The 15,122-nt window shown below is 69.5% G+C and carries 13 protein-coding genes and 1 pseudogene; 12 read left to right on the top strand and 2 right to left on the bottom strand.

All coding sequences use genetic code 11. The features are described 5' to 3' along the window. Window positions 1-12 precede the first annotated feature (12 nt). Genes ACWEK3_RS36535 through ACWEK3_RS36515 form a run of 5 tightly spaced genes read left to right on the top strand, consistent with a single transcriptional unit; the run spans window position 13 to window position 5,109 of the window. The gene (locus ACWEK3_RS36535) at window positions 13-1,374 is read left to right on the top strand and encodes an MFS transporter (RefSeq protein ID WP_453251668.1); all 1,362 of its coding nucleotides are present in this window, start codon (window positions 13-15) and stop codon (window positions 1,372-1,374) included. After that, window positions 1,371-1,796: a RidA family protein gene (locus tag ACWEK3_RS36530; RefSeq protein ID WP_450544911.1), complete on the top strand. Its 426-nt coding sequence runs from the start codon at window positions 1,371-1,373 to the stop codon at window positions 1,794-1,796. Before ACWEK3_RS36535 ends, ACWEK3_RS36530 begins: the two co-directional genes overlap by 4 nt. Continuing rightward, window positions 1,793-2,446 carry an RraA family protein gene (locus ACWEK3_RS36525; RefSeq protein ID WP_450544913.1) on the top strand — a complete coding sequence of 218 codons (654 nt, stop codon included), beginning with the start codon at window positions 1,793-1,795 and terminating at the stop codon, window positions 2,444-2,446. Before ACWEK3_RS36530 ends, ACWEK3_RS36525 begins: the two co-directional genes overlap by 4 nt. A gap of 34 nt (window positions 2,447-2,480) precedes the next feature. Beyond that, on the top strand, window positions 2,481-3,863 hold the full coding sequence (locus ACWEK3_RS36520) for an NAD-dependent succinate-semialdehyde dehydrogenase (RefSeq protein ID WP_453251667.1): 1,383 nt from the start codon (window positions 2,481-2,483) through the stop codon (window positions 3,861-3,863). A gap of 43 nt (window positions 3,864-3,906) precedes the next feature. After that, on the top strand, window positions 3,907-5,109 hold the full coding sequence (locus tag ACWEK3_RS36515) for a PucR family transcriptional regulator (RefSeq protein WP_450544917.1): 1,203 nt from the start codon (window positions 3,907-3,909) through the stop codon (window positions 5,107-5,109). A 335-nt stretch (window positions 5,110-5,444) separates the two neighbouring features. Here ACWEK3_RS36515 and ACWEK3_RS36510 read toward each other — a convergent pair. Continuing rightward, window positions 5,445-5,838: pseudogene (locus ACWEK3_RS36510) on the bottom strand (IS5/IS1182 family transposase); the annotation flags it as partial. Between ACWEK3_RS36510 and ACWEK3_RS36505 the strand changes: the two are divergent. The 7 genes from ACWEK3_RS36505 to ACWEK3_RS36475 all read left to right on the top strand — a co-directional run bounded on the left by ACWEK3_RS36505 (window position 5,838) and on the right by ACWEK3_RS36475 (window position 14,110). Beyond that, window positions 5,838-6,131, top strand: a complete 294-nt coding sequence (locus ACWEK3_RS36505; protein ID WP_453251666.1) for a hypothetical protein — start codon at window positions 5,838-5,840, stop codon at window positions 6,129-6,131. The pseudogene ACWEK3_RS36510 and the gene ACWEK3_RS36505 sit on opposite strands and share 1 nt — an antisense overlap. Window positions 6,132-6,530: 399 nt before the next feature. Beyond that, the gene (locus tag ACWEK3_RS36500) at window positions 6,531-7,661 is read left to right on the top strand and encodes a LacI family DNA-binding transcriptional regulator (RefSeq protein WP_453251665.1); all 1,131 of its coding nucleotides are present in this window, start codon (window positions 6,531-6,533) and stop codon (window positions 7,659-7,661) included. Window positions 7,662-8,176: 515 nt separating this feature from the next. Continuing rightward, complete coding sequence (locus ACWEK3_RS36495) at window positions 8,177-9,421, top strand: sugar ABC transporter substrate-binding protein (protein WP_453251664.1); 1,245 nt, start codon at window positions 8,177-8,179, stop codon at window positions 9,419-9,421. Between the two features lie 5 nt (window positions 9,422-9,426). Beyond that, a complete protein-coding gene (locus ACWEK3_RS36490) occupies window positions 9,427-10,401 on the top strand; it encodes a carbohydrate ABC transporter permease (RefSeq protein ID WP_453251663.1) in 975 nt (324 codons plus the stop codon). Then, window positions 10,398-11,267: a carbohydrate ABC transporter permease gene (locus tag ACWEK3_RS36485; RefSeq protein WP_450544927.1), complete on the top strand. Its 870-nt coding sequence runs from the start codon at window positions 10,398-10,400 to the stop codon at window positions 11,265-11,267. The genes ACWEK3_RS36490 and ACWEK3_RS36485 overlap by 4 nt, the downstream gene beginning before the upstream one ends. 96 nt (window positions 11,268-11,363) lie before the next feature. After that, window positions 11,364-12,566, top strand: coding sequence for a glycoside hydrolase family 1 protein (locus tag ACWEK3_RS36480; protein WP_390728758.1), 1,203 nt, complete (start codon window positions 11,364-11,366; stop codon window positions 12,564-12,566). Window positions 12,567-12,694: 128 nt separating this feature from the next. Continuing rightward, the gene (locus ACWEK3_RS36475; RefSeq protein WP_453251662.1) at window positions 12,695-14,110 is read left to right on the top strand and encodes a glucoamylase family protein; all 1,416 of its coding nucleotides are present in this window, start codon (window positions 12,695-12,697) and stop codon (window positions 14,108-14,110) included. A gap of 525 nt (window positions 14,111-14,635) precedes the next feature. Here ACWEK3_RS36475 and ACWEK3_RS36470 read toward each other — a convergent pair. Next, complete coding sequence (locus ACWEK3_RS36470) at window positions 14,636-15,022, bottom strand: hypothetical protein (protein ID WP_453251661.1); 387 nt, start codon at window positions 15,020-15,022, stop codon at window positions 14,636-14,638. Window positions 15,023-15,122 lie beyond the last annotated feature (100 nt).

Here is a 15,122-nt window from a genome sequence, read left to right as displayed (position 1 = left end):
ACCGGAGTCCCCATGACCGCTCCCGCTTTCCCGCCGACCACCGGCAGCCGGCTCGACGCGACGAAGATGCGCAGGATCTCCCTCGCCAGCATGGTCGGCACCACGGTCGAGTGGTACGACCTGTTCCTGTTCGGCACCGCCTCCGCGCTGGTCTTCGGCAAGGTGTTCTTCCCCGAGTTCGACGGGGCCGTAGGCACGATCCTCTCGTTTCTGACCTTCGCCTCCGCCTACCTGGCGCGCATGGTGGGTGCAGTGCTCTTCGGCCACTTCGGAGACCGCCTCGGCCGCAAGTCCATGCTGCTGATCTCCCTGACGGCGATGGGTGTGGCCACCTTCGCCATGGGCCTCGTGCCCGGTTACGCCACCCTCGGCGTGGCCGCGCCCCTCCTGCTGCTCGGCCTCCGCGTGGTGCAGGGTCTCGCGCTGGGCGGCGAGTGGGGCGGTGCCGTACTGATGACCGTCGAGCACGCACCGGAGAACCGGCGCGGATTCTTCGGCTCCATGGTCCAGATCGGGGTGCCGATCGGGACGCTGCTCGCCAACAGCGCGTTCCTGCTGGTCGCCTCGACCACGAGCACCGACGCGCTGTACTCGTGGGGCTGGCGGATCCCCTTCCTGGCCTCGGCGATCCTTGTCGGGATCGGCTTCTACATCCGGCTCCACATCGAGGAGACGCCGTCCTTCCAGGCGGTCCGGGAGGAGGGCGTCAAGGCCAGGATCCCGTTCTTCGCGCTGATGAGCCGGTACTGGCGCCAGGTGCTGCTGGGCGGCGTAGCGACCCTGTCCACGGGGTCGACCTTCACCCTCATGGTGGCCTCCGGCGTGAGCTACGGGACCAACGACCTCGGACACTCCAAGAACCTGATGCTGTGGGCGGTCATGGTGGCCTGCGCCATCGCGTTCCTGGCCATCCCGTACTTCGGCCGGCTGTCCGACCGGGTGGGCCGCAAGCCCGTCATCTACGCGGGCATCGCGGCGGAGGCCGTACTCGCCTTCCCGTTCTTCTGGCTGCTGGACACCGGATCGGCGCTCGGGGTCTTCGTTGCCTACGCGCTCATGATGCTCGCTTTCTCCGCCAACTACGGCCCCATCGCGACCTTCCTCGCCGAGCTCTTCGGCACCCGGGTCCGGTACTCGGGCCTCTCTGTCGCCTACATGCTGTCGGGCCTGCTGGGATCCGCGGCGACTCCGGCCGTCACCGCCTGGCTGCTGTCGGCCACCGGAAGCAGCTCCTCGATCGCCTGGTACGTGCTCGGCGCGGCGTCCTTGTCCCTGCTGGCCCTGCTCCTGCTCGCGGAGACCCGGTTCGGGGACATCGACGAGCCGGGCGTGGAGTCCCGGTCCACCGCGCGCCCGATCGGGGCGGTCGCATGAGCACAGCGACCACGGCGGTAACAGCGACAAATGGACGCGGGATCACGCGGATCGACTCGGCGCCGGGCGTCCCGGCCGCCGTGGGCCCCTACGTTCAGGCGACGTCCGCCGGTGGCTTCGTTTTCACCACCGGTCAGATACCCGCCGCCCCGGGGCAGTCGAACGGCACTTTCGAGGACGACGTGCACGCGACGCTGCGCAACCTCGAAGCCGTTCTCCACGCGGCGGGTACGGATCTCGACCACATCGTCAAGGTCAACACCTATCTCAGCTCGCCGGACCAGCTCGCGCCCTACAACCAGGTGTACGAGGCGTTCTTCGCCGACCGCCGGCCGGCGCGGACGACGGTCTGCGTGGGGCTGTGGGGCGTGTCCCTGGAGATCGACTGCATCGCGGTGGTCAAGGAAGGAGCGGGGGAGTGAGCGTCACCGTCGCCCCCGACCAGGCCGGACTCGCACACGGGGAGTTGCTGGAGCGCCTCCTGCGAGTGGACCTCCCGACGCTCGGCCATTTCCTGGAAGAAGGCTTCGTCGACTCGGCCGTCCGGCGACTGGGCCGGCCACGGCGGATGGCCGGTACGGCCGCCACCCTCGCCCTCGACGCCCCGGACGCCGTGGCGGTGAACCGCGCGCTCGTCGCGCTGCGCCCCGGCGAGGTGCTGGTCGTCGACATGCGCGGCGACCACACCCACGCGCCGATCGGCGCTATCACGGTAGCGGCGGCGCGAGCGCGCGGGGCCGCGGGCATCCTCGTCGACGGAGTGGTGACGGATGTGGACGCGCTCACGGACCCGGCCTTCGGCCTGCCGGTCCACGCCCGGGGCACCAGCTGCCTGACCACCAAGAGGCTTGACGGTCGGGGCGGGCGGCACCAGGTGCCCGTGGACATCGGCGGTGTCCGCATCGCGCCGGGGGACATCGTCCTCGGCGACGCCAACGGCGTGATCGCCCTGCCGCCGGCAGCTCTGGCCGCCGTGGTGCACGAGGCGGAACTGTCGGACGCGGCGGAGCCGGAGCTCCTACGGCGGATCCGCGCGGGCGAGGACCTCCGGACGCTCCTGCACCTCGGCTGATCCACCTTTGGCTATGCGAAGGAAGAAGACACGCGTGACGGAATACAAGATCGTCGACCCGGCCACGAACGTTCTCGTGCGGCGGTACCCGACGTCGGACGACGCCACGGTCGACCGCGCGGTCGAGGCGGCGGCAGCGGAGTTCACGACCTGGCGGCGACGCCCGGTCAAAGAGCGGGCCGACGCCGTACTCGCCGTGTCCCGGGAGTTCGAGAACCGGCGGGAGGAACTGGCCGCGATCATCACCCGCGAGATGGGCAAGACCACCCGCGAAGCCCTGGGTGAGGTGGACCTGTCGGCGGCGATCTTCGCGTACTACGCGGGGCACGGCCCCGACTTCGCCGCCGACCAGCGGCTCGACATCCGCGGCGGCGACGACGTGGTCGTACGGTCCGAGCCGCTGGGCGTGCTGCTCGGCGTGATGCCGTGGAACTACCCGTACTACCAGGTCGCCCGCTTCGCGGCCCCCAACCTCGTCCTCGGCAACACCGTCGTCCTCAAGCACGCCCCGAACTGCCCCGAGTCGGCGCAAGCCATCGAGGACATCATGGGGGCGGCCGGACTGCCGGCGGGTGCGTACATCAACGTGTACGCCACCAACGAGCAGGTCGCCCGCGTCATCGCGGACCCTCGTGTCCAGGGGGTGTCGCTCACGGGCTCGGAGCGGGCCGGGCGAGCGGTGGGCGAGGTCGCGGGCCGCCACCTCAAGAAGTACGTCCTCGAACTCGGCGGCTCCGACCCCTTCGTCGTCCTTCCCGACGCCGACCTGGAGGCCGCTGTCGCCGCGGCCGTCGAGGGCCGGATGGGCAACGCGGGCCAGGCGTGCACCGCCTCGAAGCGGTTCATAGTCGTAGACCCTCTCTACGACCGTTTCCTTGGCGCCTTCACGGACGCGGTGCGGGCGTTGACCGTTGGAGACCCCACCGACGACGGCGTCTCCTTCGGCCCCCTCTCCTCCGAGGAGGCCGCCCGGGCCATGATCGCGCAGGTGGACGACGCGGTGGAGCGGGGCGCGACGGCGGTGACGGGGGGCAAGCGGCCGGCCCGTGAGGGTGCCTTCGTCGAACCGACCGTTCTCACCGGGGTCACCCCCGGCATGCGGGCGTACCAGGAGGAGATCTTCGGCCCGGTCGCGGTCGTCCACCGCGTCCCCGACACCGCGACGGCGATCCGCCTCGCCAACGACACCCCGTACGGCCTCGGCAGCGTCGTGTTCGGCGGCGACCTCGCCGCCGCGAAGGCGGTCGCCGACGCGCTCGACGTCGGTATGGTCTCGATCAACGGCTCCTCCCAGACCCAGGAGGACCTCCCCTTCGGCGGGGTCAAGCTGTCCGGCGTGGGGCGGGAGCTGGGGGCGTACGGAATGGCGGAGTTCGTGAACCGGAAGGTGATCCGCGTACGCGGCCGGGCGAGCTGACCCGGCGTTTCTACCCCGCCAGGGACTAGGCACGATGGAGCACATGCGCACCCCGACTCCGCACCCGGCCGCCCTGCCCTCGCCGGACCCGCATGTCGTCGCTCTGGCCCGCGAGTGCCTGGAGGAGATCGACAGCCTGGTCGACGAGTGGGCCGAGTACGTGGGGCCGGTCCGCGCCTCCTACTCGGACCTGGTCTCCCGGCACGAGTTCCGCGACAGCGCCTGGCAGGCGTTCGAGCTCCTGCTGCGCACCGTCGCGCAGTTGCCGGTGCCGGAACACATCGCCGGCGTCTCCGAGCGGGTCGGCGAACACCGTGCCCGGCAGGGCGTTCCGCTGGATGCGCTGCTGCAGGCCGCCCGCGTGGACTTCCGGGTCGTCTGGGCCGCCCTGGTGCGGCGCGCGGGCGAGGAGGGCAGGGCGCAACTGGTCACCTCCGCCTACTACGTGTGGGAGGCGGTCGAGCGCCACGTCACCGGCATCATGACCGCCTATCAGCGCACCGTCCTGGAGATGGGGCGGCGGACGGAGGACGAGCGGCGTCTGTGGTTCAGCCGGCTCCTGGACACCGACGGCCGCAACCCCACCGTGGTGCAGGACGCGGCGCGGGCTCTCGGATTCCAGGTGCCCGGGCAGTTCCTGTGCGCGGTGGCGCCCGGAGGCGGCGAGGCATCGCTACGGGGAGTCGCGAACGCCCTCCGCAACCTCGACGCCCCACTGCAACAGCAGGCGGTCGCCTCGGACATGGTCCTGGTGGTCCAGCTGAGCCCACGCCTCACCCGGGAAGCGGTGCTGACACAGCTGCACGGGACGCCGTGCGGCGTTTCCCGCGTGGTGACCGGACTCACCGAGGTGCCCCGCGCGGTGACGCTCGCGACCGCCACGGCCCGCGTGCTGCCGCCCGACGCCACAGAACCGCACCGGCTGGAGGACAACTGGCTCGACGTCCTGGTCCACCGCGCCGGCGACCTCGGCCGGGACCTGGCGTCCGACGTGCTCGGCGGCCTGTACACGGGAGTTCCCGCGGTTCCTGCGGCGGAGGCGGAACGCCTGCTGGAAACCGTCCAGGTCCATCTGTCGGGCAGCGGATCGGTGGCCGACACGGCCGCCGCCCTGTACTGCCACCGCAACACGATCCAACAACGCCTCAACCGCTTCGCCGAGCTCACTGGCCGCGACCCCAGACGCCCCGAGGACGCGGCCCTGGTCGTTCTGGCCCTCAGCGCGCGTCGCCTGCAACAGATGTGACGCCCGGTGCCGGCGCGACGACGAAGCCGACACCGGCAGGTGAAGGTCGGCGCCACGCACCGCTCACGCAAACGGCCCCGGACGAGTAGTCAGAGGCTCAATAGGGCGCCTCCCCGGGGGAGAACCCCAAGTCAGCGGCGTAACGCGTTGTGCCCCGGGCAGGATTCGAACCTGCGACACCTGCTTTAGGAGAGGCCCAATAGCCTTCCCTGCCTGTGGTGATCTTCCCCGGGGTTTGCTGTTCCTGCTGGTCAGCACGGTATGGCCTTCCGTCCCCGTTTGATCGTTCCCCGTCTTTAGAGGGCGTTTGACGTAGGCGGATTGCCCTTTATCTCCTAGTGGGTCCCTCGCCATCTGGGTGCGTCTCGTCCGTTATGCGCCTCGTGAGGTTGTCGATCGAGGCGATGTAGATCATGGCTTCGGAGCTGGCGGGGAGGGTCTCGCAGTCGCGGGCCAGACGTCGGCGGAGCATGATTCATCCCAGACTTCGCTTGACGACCCAGCGCCTTTTGGCGACGTGGAAGCCGCGGATGTCGGGGTTTCTCTTGACGACTTCCACGTCGATTCCGAGGTTGGCACCGTGCTCGACCACGGCGTTCTTGAACCCGGTGTCGAGCCAGCTCTTGGACATGGTGGGGCAGGTCTTCTTGGTCTGGTCGAGCAGTCGTATTTTTACGGCGTTTTCGACAGGCTCGCGGCGGTGACGGTCACGGCGAGGAGTAAACCGAGTGGGCGTCGACCAGGTCGAGCGCTGGTTCGGCCCGCTGACCGGCAAGCTCATCCGCCGCGGCGTCCATACCTCCGCCAAGGCCCTGGAAGACGACATCCGGGCCTGGATCTGCAGCTGGAACGAGGACCCCAGACCCTTCACCTGGACCAGGCCCTCATCACCCCCCTCGCTCTCCGTCTGGGACGGCTCGGTCCTGGGGACGTCCGGGCGCCGCTCCGTCGCCGTGCGCTCGTTCACCTCGTCGCGCTCGCCCTCGGCCTGCGACGGCGTGGCCGAGTACCACGTGTGGTGATCCGAGGCTCCGGATCACGACGGCCATCCTTCCCCGCTCACCTCCATGCCCCACCCTCACGGGCGGCACGGCGAGAGAACCTTTCGAGGTGATGGGACGGTGACTTCCGCAGCACCAGGGGAACGTGGCTTCGCAGCGAGCCGGGCCCTTTCGGTGTTCCCCGCCGGAATCCCAACCTGGGACGTCCGCGCTCTTGGCGGGCGTCGAACGGTTCATGGCGCGGTGAACCGCACCGATCGCAGCGCTGGCTCGAGCCAGCGCGGAGCCGGTCCCGGTCCGCGCCCGGCCAGCCGAAGCCGGTTGATTCACCGCCAGCACGCCTTTAGGATGAATGCGCTTTCATTCGTACGTAGGGAGTACGACAGTACGGGGGGTCCGAACCATGAACGACACCGCATCGTGAACGCCACCCCCACGGTGTACGACGTCGCTGAACGATCCGGCGTCTCCATCGCCACGGTCTCGCGCGTCTACCGCAGTCCCGACTCGGTGCGGGCGAGCACCCGCGAGCGGGTGCTCGCCGCGGCCAGGGAACTCGGGTACGTCCCGAGCGGCAGCGCCCGCGGGCTGGCCAGCCGCTCCACCGGAGTCCTCGGTCTCTGCTTCCCTGACTACTCCGACCCTGACGCCACCGCCGACGACGCCGACGCGATGCTGTACTCGGACCAGATCATCCGCGGCATGGAACGGGCCGCCCGCCGTCACGGCTACGCGCTGCTCATCGCGGCCTCGCTCCGGGGAGGGCCGGAGAGCCTGGTGGCCAAGGTGGCCGGCCAGGTGGACGGGTTCGCCGTGATGGCCCGCACGGTGTCGACCGAGGAACTGGAAGTCATCTCCAGGCGCCGTCCGGTGGTGATGCTCGCGGGACCGCGCGAGGGCGGCGACTCCCTGGACCACCTCGACCACATCGAGGCCGCCAACGAGGACGGTCAGCGGGAGCTGACCCGCCATCTCATCGAGGACCACGGGCTGCGCCGGCTGGCCTACGTCGGCACGGCGGAGGAGTCCCCCGACGTCGAGGCCCGCTTCCGCGGGTTCCGGCAGGCATGCCGCGCGGCGGGTGTCGAGACGGCCGACGAACCTGCCCTGCTCGTCGGCATGATGACCCAGGCCGAGGGCGCGCGCGCCGCCGACCTGCTGTGCGACCGGCCGGGCGAACGCCCTGAGGCCTTTGTCTTCGCCAACGACCAGATGGCCGTCGGAGCCCTGCACGCGCTCGAACGACGCGGGCTGAAGGTGCCGGACGACGTGGCCGTGACCGGATTCGACGGCATCCCACTCAGCCGCATGGTGCGCCCCGCGCTCACCACCGTGTGCCAGCCGATGGTGCGGATGGGGGAGGAGGCCACCGAACTCCTGGTGCAGCGACTGAGCGGAGAACAGTCCGGCGAGCCGGTCTCGCTGATGCTCCCCGTCAGTGTGGCCCGCAGGGCCAGCTGTGGCTGTGGCCACGCGCCGGAGACCTCTGCGGTGCCGAGGCCCCCCGTGACGCTGCGGACCGCCTCCGCACCTTCTGGCCGGGAACGCTGACAACGCTGCCGGCGACACTCCCTGCTGATACCTGCCCTGCCCAGCCTCGCAGTGTGTGCGCGGCCCATACGTTGTCCGCGTCCGTGGTAGGCCCTCCGGGCGAGGCTGTGGGCCGGGCCACCGCCGCCCTCGGCCCGGCCCGCGGCCTCGGCCGCTTCCGGCTCAGCCCCGCCGCCGGGCGCGGGGAAGACTTCGCGCGGCAGGGCAGCGGGCTGGGTCTGGTGGAACGGTCGTCGCCGGCCTCCCGCCCGGGGGCACGCACCCGCTCCCCGTGGCCAAAGGGGTGTGGGTCGCCGACGCTTCATCGCGCATCGACCCGATTCAGGTTGCTGCCTCGCCGAGGGCCCGTGGTGCACCCTTCCGGTGTGCGGTACTCGGAGATCGACGAGGGATGTCCCAGCCGTTACGGGAGTGTGACCCAGCCCCCCTTGTCAGGTCGGGAACTGCTGCAAGAAAGTGATGTATGCGCTTACAGACAGCGCATACATTTCGGAGAGCTCAAGGAGGAGCCGTCCATGAACCGCGCCGCCGCAACCGGTTCGATCGCCCTCACCCTGGTGTCTGCCTTCACCCTCACCGCTTGCGGCGGCTCGGGTGGCGCGGGCGCGGCCGCCGACGCGAAGCAGACGCTGACCGTCTGGGCCATGGGTACCGAGGGTGAGAAGCTCGGCGATGTCGCCAAGGAGTACGAGAAGACCCACTCCCACATCACCATCAAGGTCACGCCGGTGGGCTGGGACGTCGCTCACCAGAAGCTGGTCGCCGCCGCCGCCGCGCGCAAGCTGCCCGACGTGATGCAGATGGGCGGCACCTACCTCAGTGAGTTCGCCGACATGGGAGCGCTGGAGCCGGTCGACACCAAGACCTTCCACGAGGGCGACTTCTTCCCCGCCGCCTGGCAGCAGGGCTCCTACGACGGCAAGACCTACGGGGTCCCGTGGTACGTGGACACCCGCGTCCTCTTCTACCGCACTGACCTCGCCGAGAAGGCCGGCCTCAAGGGCGCCCCGGCCACCATGGCCGATCTGCAGAAGGCCGCCGAGGCCTACCAGACGAAGGCCGGAACCAAGTGGGGCCTGTACATCCAGTCCCGCGGCCTGGACACCGTCCAGAGCTTCTACCCGTTCCTGTACTCGGCCGGCGGAGCCGTCCTCGACGACGACGGCAAGCCGGTCGTCAACTCCGCCGAGGCCGTCCACGCACTCGAGAACTACGCTAGCTACCCCGACAAGGGCCTGAGCAGCAAGTCCGCTCCGCCCGGCTACGACCCCCTCAAGGACTTCAACACCGGCGCGGTCCCCATGTTCTTCGGCGGGCCCTGGATCATGGGCCTGCTGGACGAGAACTACCCCGACCTCAAGGGGAAGTGGGCCGTGGCCGCCGTCCCCGCCGACAAGGCATCGGTGTCGGTCGCCGGCGGATCGAGCCTGGCGGTTTCCGCGGACAGCGACCACAAGGCGGCCGCCCAGGAGTTCATCCAGTACCTCACTGACGCCAAGGGCCAGGCCGACTGGTTCGACCGGACCAAGGACCTGCCCGCCAACACCGCCGCGTGGACGTCCGGCGACCTCGCCTCCGACCCCAACCTCAAGGTGTGGCGCAGCCAGATGGAAACCGCCAAGAGCACCCCGAGCCACCCCAAGCTGACCGAGATCACATCCAAGGTCGACACCGCCATTGAGTCGGTCACCCAGGGCAAGTCCACTGCGAAGGCCGCGCTGGACAAGGCCCAGTCCGAGGTCGACGGGCTCGTCAGGTAACCGTCATGTCCCTCACGACAGGACCGGCCGCCCCGGGCACGGCCGTGACCAAGACCCGGGGCTCCGCGGGCGGTCGGGACACCCGGCCGGGCCGGCGCTCCCTCGGCCGCCACAATCTGCACGGATGGCTGTTCTCCACGCCGTTCCTCGTGCTGTTCGGCGCCTTCATGTTCTTCCCCATCGTCGCGACGCTCCTGATGAGCTTCACCGACTTCAGGGCCCGCAATGTCACCCGGCCGTTGGAGGCGCAGTTCGTCGGGCTCGACAACTACACCGGTCTCTTCCAGGACGACAAGTTCCTCACCGCCCTCGTCAACACCGGCTACTTCGTGCTGGTGGGCGTCCCGCTGACCATCGTGCTCGGCCTGCTCGTCGCCATCCTGCTCAACCACGGCATCGACCGCGCCCGCACCTTCTTCCGCGTCGGGTTCTACGCCCCGGTGATCAGCACCATCGTCGCGGTCGCCGTGGTCTGGCGCTTCGTGCTCGATCCCTCCGACGGTCTGATCGCCGGCATCGCCTCCGAACTGGGCACGGAGGCACCGGACTTCCTTGGCTCGGAGAGCTGGGCCATGCCGTCCCTGATCGCGATGGCGGTGTGGCGCAACCTCGGCACGGTCATGGTGCTGTTCATCGCGGGGCTCCAGGCCATCCCCACCGAGGTGCGCGAGGCCGCCCGCCTCGACGGCGCCGGCGCCTGGCAGGAACTGCGCCGTGTCACCGTCCCGTTGCTGCGCCCCACCATGCTCTACGCCACCGTCATCACCACCATCGGCTACCTCAACGTCTTCGAGGAACCGTTCGTGATGACCCAGGGCGGCCCGTCCGACGCGACGCTGACGGTCTCGCTCGACATGTACCGCGAGGGCTTCAACTTCTTCCACATGGGCTATGCCAGCGCCATGGCGTACGTACTGTTCGTCGTGATCATGGGGATCACGGTGCTCCAGCTCCGACTGCTGAGGGACAACACCCGATGACCGCCCCGACGGCGACCGCGCCGAACCGCCGCAGGCACACGGGTCGCATGCGCCCCCTGCTGCTGTACACGATCGCCTCCCTCGGCCTGCTGCTGATGGCCGCGCCCTTCCTGTGGATGGCTCTGTCGGCGTTCAAGACGAAGAAGGACCTCACCGCGAGCCCGCCGGTGTGGATCCCCTCCACGTGGACGCTGAGCAACTTCAGCGAGCTGTTCGACCAGCTCGACATGGCGCGGTACTTCATGAACTCGCTGATCGTGGCCGTGCTGGTGACCGTCTGCAACCTGCTGTTCTGCTCGATGCTCGGCTACGCCTTGGCGAAGCTGGACTTCACCGGCCGCTCCAAGGTCTTCGCCACCGTCCTGGCAGCCCTGATGGTGCCGGGCAACCTCATGATCCTGCCGCTGTACGTGCTGATGAACGGGCTTGGCCTCATCGACACCTACGCCGGACTCGTCCTGCCTTTCGCGGCGAGTGCGTTCGGGGTGTTCCTGATGCGGCAGTTCATGCAGTCCGTCCCGGACGAGCTGCTCGAAGCCGCCCGGATCGACGGCGCCGGCGAGTGGTACATCTTCTGGCGTATCGTGCTGCCCCTGGTCAAGCCGGCTCTGGCCACCCTCACGATCTTCGTGTTCCTCGGTTCCTGGAACAATTTCATCTGGCCGCTGATCGCCACCAACGACCCCGGCAAGTACACGCTGCCCGTCGCGCTGGCGACCTTCGCCAACGATCCCAACCGCACGGTCAGCGGCGGCAACGGCATGCTGATGGCCGGTTCGCTGCTGGTCGTTCTGCCCGTACTGGTCGTCTTCGCCGTCCTCCAACGGCACTTCACCCAGGGCATCGCCACCGCTGGACTCAAGTAGCCCGGAACCGCGCCACCAAAGGACGGCCCGACACGGCCCGTGCCCGTGCCCGTGCGCGTCCTTGCCCCCACATCCACCAGAAAGACAGAACGGACAATGACGCACACCTCGACCCGCTTCCCCGACGGCTTCCTGTGGGGCGCCTCCACCGCCGCCCACCAGATCGAGGGGAACAACGTCAACAGCGACTGGTGGCGCAAGGAACACGACCCCGCGGCGAAGATCGCCGAACCCAGCCTGGACGCCTGCGACAGCTACCACCGCTGGGAGCAGGACATGGACCTGCTCGCCGAACTCGGCTTCACCGACTACCGTTTCAGCGTCGAATGGGCCCGCATCGAACCGGTGCGCGGCACCTTCTCCCACGCCGAGATCGCCCATTACCGCCGCATGGTCGACGGTGCCCTGGCACGCGGCCTGCGCCCCATGGTCACCCTGCACCACTTCACCGTCCCCCAGTGGTTCGAGGACTTCGGCGGCTGGACCGCCGACGGAGCCGTGGAACTGTTCGCCCGCTACGCCGAGGCGTGCGCGCCGATCATCGCCGACGGTGTCCGGCACGTGTGCACCATCAACGAGCCGAACATGATCGCCGTGATGGCGGGCGCGGCCAAGGCCGGCGACCAGGGCTTCCCGCCCGCCGGTCTGCCCACGCCGGACGAGGAGACCACCCACGCGGTGATCGCCGCCCACCACGCCGCGGTCAAGGCGGTCCGCGCGATCAATCCCGGCATCCAGGCCGGCTGGACCATCGCGAACCAGGTCTACCAGGCACTGCCCGGCGCCGAGGAGGTCACGGCCGCCTACCGCCACCCCCGCGAGGACGTCTTCATCGAGGCCGCTCGCGACGACGACTGGATCGGCGTGCAGTCCTACACCCGCACCAAGGTCGGCCCCGACGGCCCCATCCCGGCCCCCGGAGACGCCGAGCGCACCCTGACTCAGTGGGAGTACTACCCTGCGGCGGTCGGCCACGCCCTGCGCCACACCGCCGACGTCATCGGCCGCGACATGCCCCTGATCGTCACCGAGAACGGCATCGCCACCGCGGACGACACCCGCCGGGTCGACTACTACACCGGCGCCCTCGGCGAAGTGGCGTCCGCGATCGATGACGGCCTCAATATCCAGGGCTATCTGGCCTGGAGCGCCCTCGACAACTACGAATGGGGCTCCTACAAGCCCACATTCGGCCTCATCGCGGTGGACCCGGTCACCTTCGAGCGTACCGCCAAGCCGTCCGCCGTCTGGCTCGGCGGCCTCGGTCGCAGCCGCGAACTGCCGCGCACGGCCGCCTGACGCCGGCTGCCCCTGATCCGGGAGCCGGCGGGACCTGACACCCGCCGGCTCCCGCCCCCGGCGCGGCTCGCCCGCGCCACCGCACCACGACACACGCCCGTCCCCACCCGTCCAGGAGCCGGACCCGCATGAACCGTCGTCGTTTCCTCACCACCGCCGGCGCCGCTGCCGCGGCCACCTGCGTCACCGCACCCACCGCCCACGCCGCCACCCCCACCGGCACCGACCGGGAGACAGCCCTCCTGCGGTCCTGGTTCAGCGCGACCTACCGCTCGATTGCGGCCATGACCACCGACTTCGGTCTGACCGCCGACAAGATCGACGTGAGCGGCGCCGGCACCCCGGTGCTCTCCGCACAGACCTCGCCGACGAACATCGGTTGCGGCCTGTGGTCAACCGTCGCCGCTGCCGGGCTCGGCGTGATCTCCTCCGCCACCATGGAACAGCAGCTGACCCGCACCGTCGCCGCGGTGGAGCGGCTGGAGCGCGCACACGGCTTCTGGTTCAACTGGTATGACGCACGGGACGGTTCGCTGCTGACGGCGTGGCCGGAGAGCGGCGACACGGTCCGTCCCTTCCTCTCCACCGTCGACAACGCCTGGCTGGTCACCGGTCTGCGGATCGCAGCCTACGCCGCGCCGGCCCTTCGCCCGCGCATCGCCGCCCTGCTGGCCGATGCCGACTGGGGCTACTTCTACACACCGTTCGACCCGGCCGACCCGGTCGCCGGACCCGGGCAGCTGCGCGGCGGCTTCTGGCCCGACAAGCCCGGCAAGGGCGAGCCCACTGGCCACCACTACGGAGCCCTGAACACCGAGCCGCGCATGGCGAGTTACCTCGGCATCGCCGACCGCTCCCTGCCGGGCGAGCACTACTGGCACATGTTCCGCACACTGCCGCCCGGCATGGGACAGGATCAGGAACCCGAGGGCGCCTACGTCACCATCGACGGTGTCCGGGTCTGGGAGGGCCACTACACCCACCGCGGCCGCAAGCTGGTCCCCACGTGGGGCGGCTCGATGTTCGAGGCCCTGATGGTCCCCCTGTTCGTCCCGGAGCCGGAGTGGTCGCCGCGCTCCTGGGGCACCACGCACCGCCGGTACGTCCGCAGCCAGATCGAACACGGCCTCATCGAGGAGAAGTACGGCTACTGGGGCTTCTCCCCGGCCAGCATCCCCGAGGGCGGTTACCGGGAGTACGGCGTCGATGCGATCGGCATGATGCAGGGTGGCTACCACTCCCTGGGTGTGGTCACGCCGCACGCGTCCTTCCTCGCCCTGCCGCAGGCCCCCTCGGAGGCCCTCACCAACCTCACAGCGCTCGCTCACGACTTCGGCGCCTACGACGACCGTTATGGTTTCCGCGACTCCATCGACGTGGTCACCGGGCGCGTCAGCGACTTCGTCCTCGCTCTCGACCAGGGCATGATCGCCGCCGCCCTGGCCCAGCGTCTCCGCCCCGGTCTGCTGCAGGCGCCCTTCCGCACCGGGGGTTTCCAGGCACGGGTACGACCGCTGCTGGCCAAGGAGCGGTTCAGTATCTGAGCCCCGCGACGACGGGAGCGGCCCGCGGCCGCTGACGCGCTTGCCACGCCGAAGCCGTGGCAAGCGCATCCGTCCTTCTCCGCGGCTTTGGGCAAGCACGCTTGCGGGCTGCGGACTGTGCGTCGACCGTCGGCATCCTGGCGGTCGCACCCATCGGGCCGGCCACATGGGAATGCCGAGAGCCGCCTCGTCCCGCGCACGCAGCCGGATGCGGGAGCCACTCGCCGAACGGAGCGTTCTGAGCCTGAAGCCTGCCCGAACCTCAGGTAACGGATGGCCTCGTGGGAGACGACCACGCCGCGCTCCAGCGTCAATCTCTTGACCTCTCGGAAGCTGAGCGGGCAGCGGAAGCACAGCCGCACACAGTGCGAGATGATCTGCACCGGGTGTGACCCATGTGTGACGGCTGCACATTCTCCACAGACGGTCTCCTTGCCTGACCGATCAACTCCAAGATCGTCCCACGTCGTCAGCCAACGTGACGGTACGGCTGCCGGTATCAGCTGGCTTTGCGCGTTTTGAGAGTTACGGTAGTTGCACGAACGGTGACAGGAAGGCGCGTGCTCCCGGAGTGTCCAGCCGGTAGGTGACGTTGGTGGCGTAGCACGGGCTGTCGCCGGTGATGGTTGTCGCTGCGAGGATGCGCTTGCTACCGATGACGGCGAAGTTGGGTCCGCCCGAATCGCCGTAGCAGGCACCGCCGTTGCCCTGCGGTGCGGTCATGGCGAGGCGCACCCAGGCGCCGTTGAGGGCGTTGAAGCTTACTGGTGCCTTCATCCGGACGCCGCCGCCTGGGTGGGTGTGGCCGCCCGGTCCGTTCACGGCCTGCTGGGTGCCATATCCGGCGACAACCCAGTCGGTGGAGTTGAGCTTCTGCGGTCCGAGTGCCCCGAGCTGGTTGGCGGCCGGCAACGCGGTGAGCTGCCCCGAGTTTCGCAGAGTCCGGCGATCTTGTTTCAGGCGGAGTGCGGGGAGGCTTCCCGTTGTCGCCACCAGTCGCGTTCGTACTCGG

The sequence above is a fragment of the Streptomyces sp. NPDC004721 genome (assembly GCF_053601495.1).
This window is presented reverse-complemented; position numbering and strand designations above follow the sequence as displayed.

Bases quoted from the DNA above. Each gene is read 5' to 3' on its own strand.
- ACWEK3_RS36535 (WP_453251668.1), top strand. From the start codon at position 13: ATGACCGCTCCCGCTTTCCCGCCGACCACCGGCAGCCGGCTCGACGCG.
- ACWEK3_RS36530 (WP_450544911.1), top strand. From the start codon at position 1,371: ATGAGCACAGCGACCACGGCGGTAACAGCGACAAATGGACGCGGGATC.
- ACWEK3_RS36515 (WP_450544917.1), top strand. From the start codon at position 3,907: ATGCGCACCCCGACTCCGCACCCGGCCGCCCTGCCCTCGCCGGACCCG.
- ACWEK3_RS36495 (WP_453251664.1), top strand. From the start codon at position 8,177: ATGAACCGCGCCGCCGCAACCGGTTCGATCGCCCTCACCCTGGTGTCT.
- ACWEK3_RS36490 (WP_453251663.1), top strand. From the start codon at position 9,427: ATGTCCCTCACGACAGGACCGGCCGCCCCGGGCACGGCCGTGACCAAG.
- ACWEK3_RS36485 (WP_450544927.1), top strand. From the start codon at position 10,398: ATGACCGCCCCGACGGCGACCGCGCCGAACCGCCGCAGGCACACGGGT.
- ACWEK3_RS36480 (WP_390728758.1), top strand. From the start codon at position 11,364: ATGACGCACACCTCGACCCGCTTCCCCGACGGCTTCCTGTGGGGCGCC.
- ACWEK3_RS36475 (WP_453251662.1), top strand. From the start codon at position 12,695: ATGAACCGTCGTCGTTTCCTCACCACCGCCGGCGCCGCTGCCGCGGCC.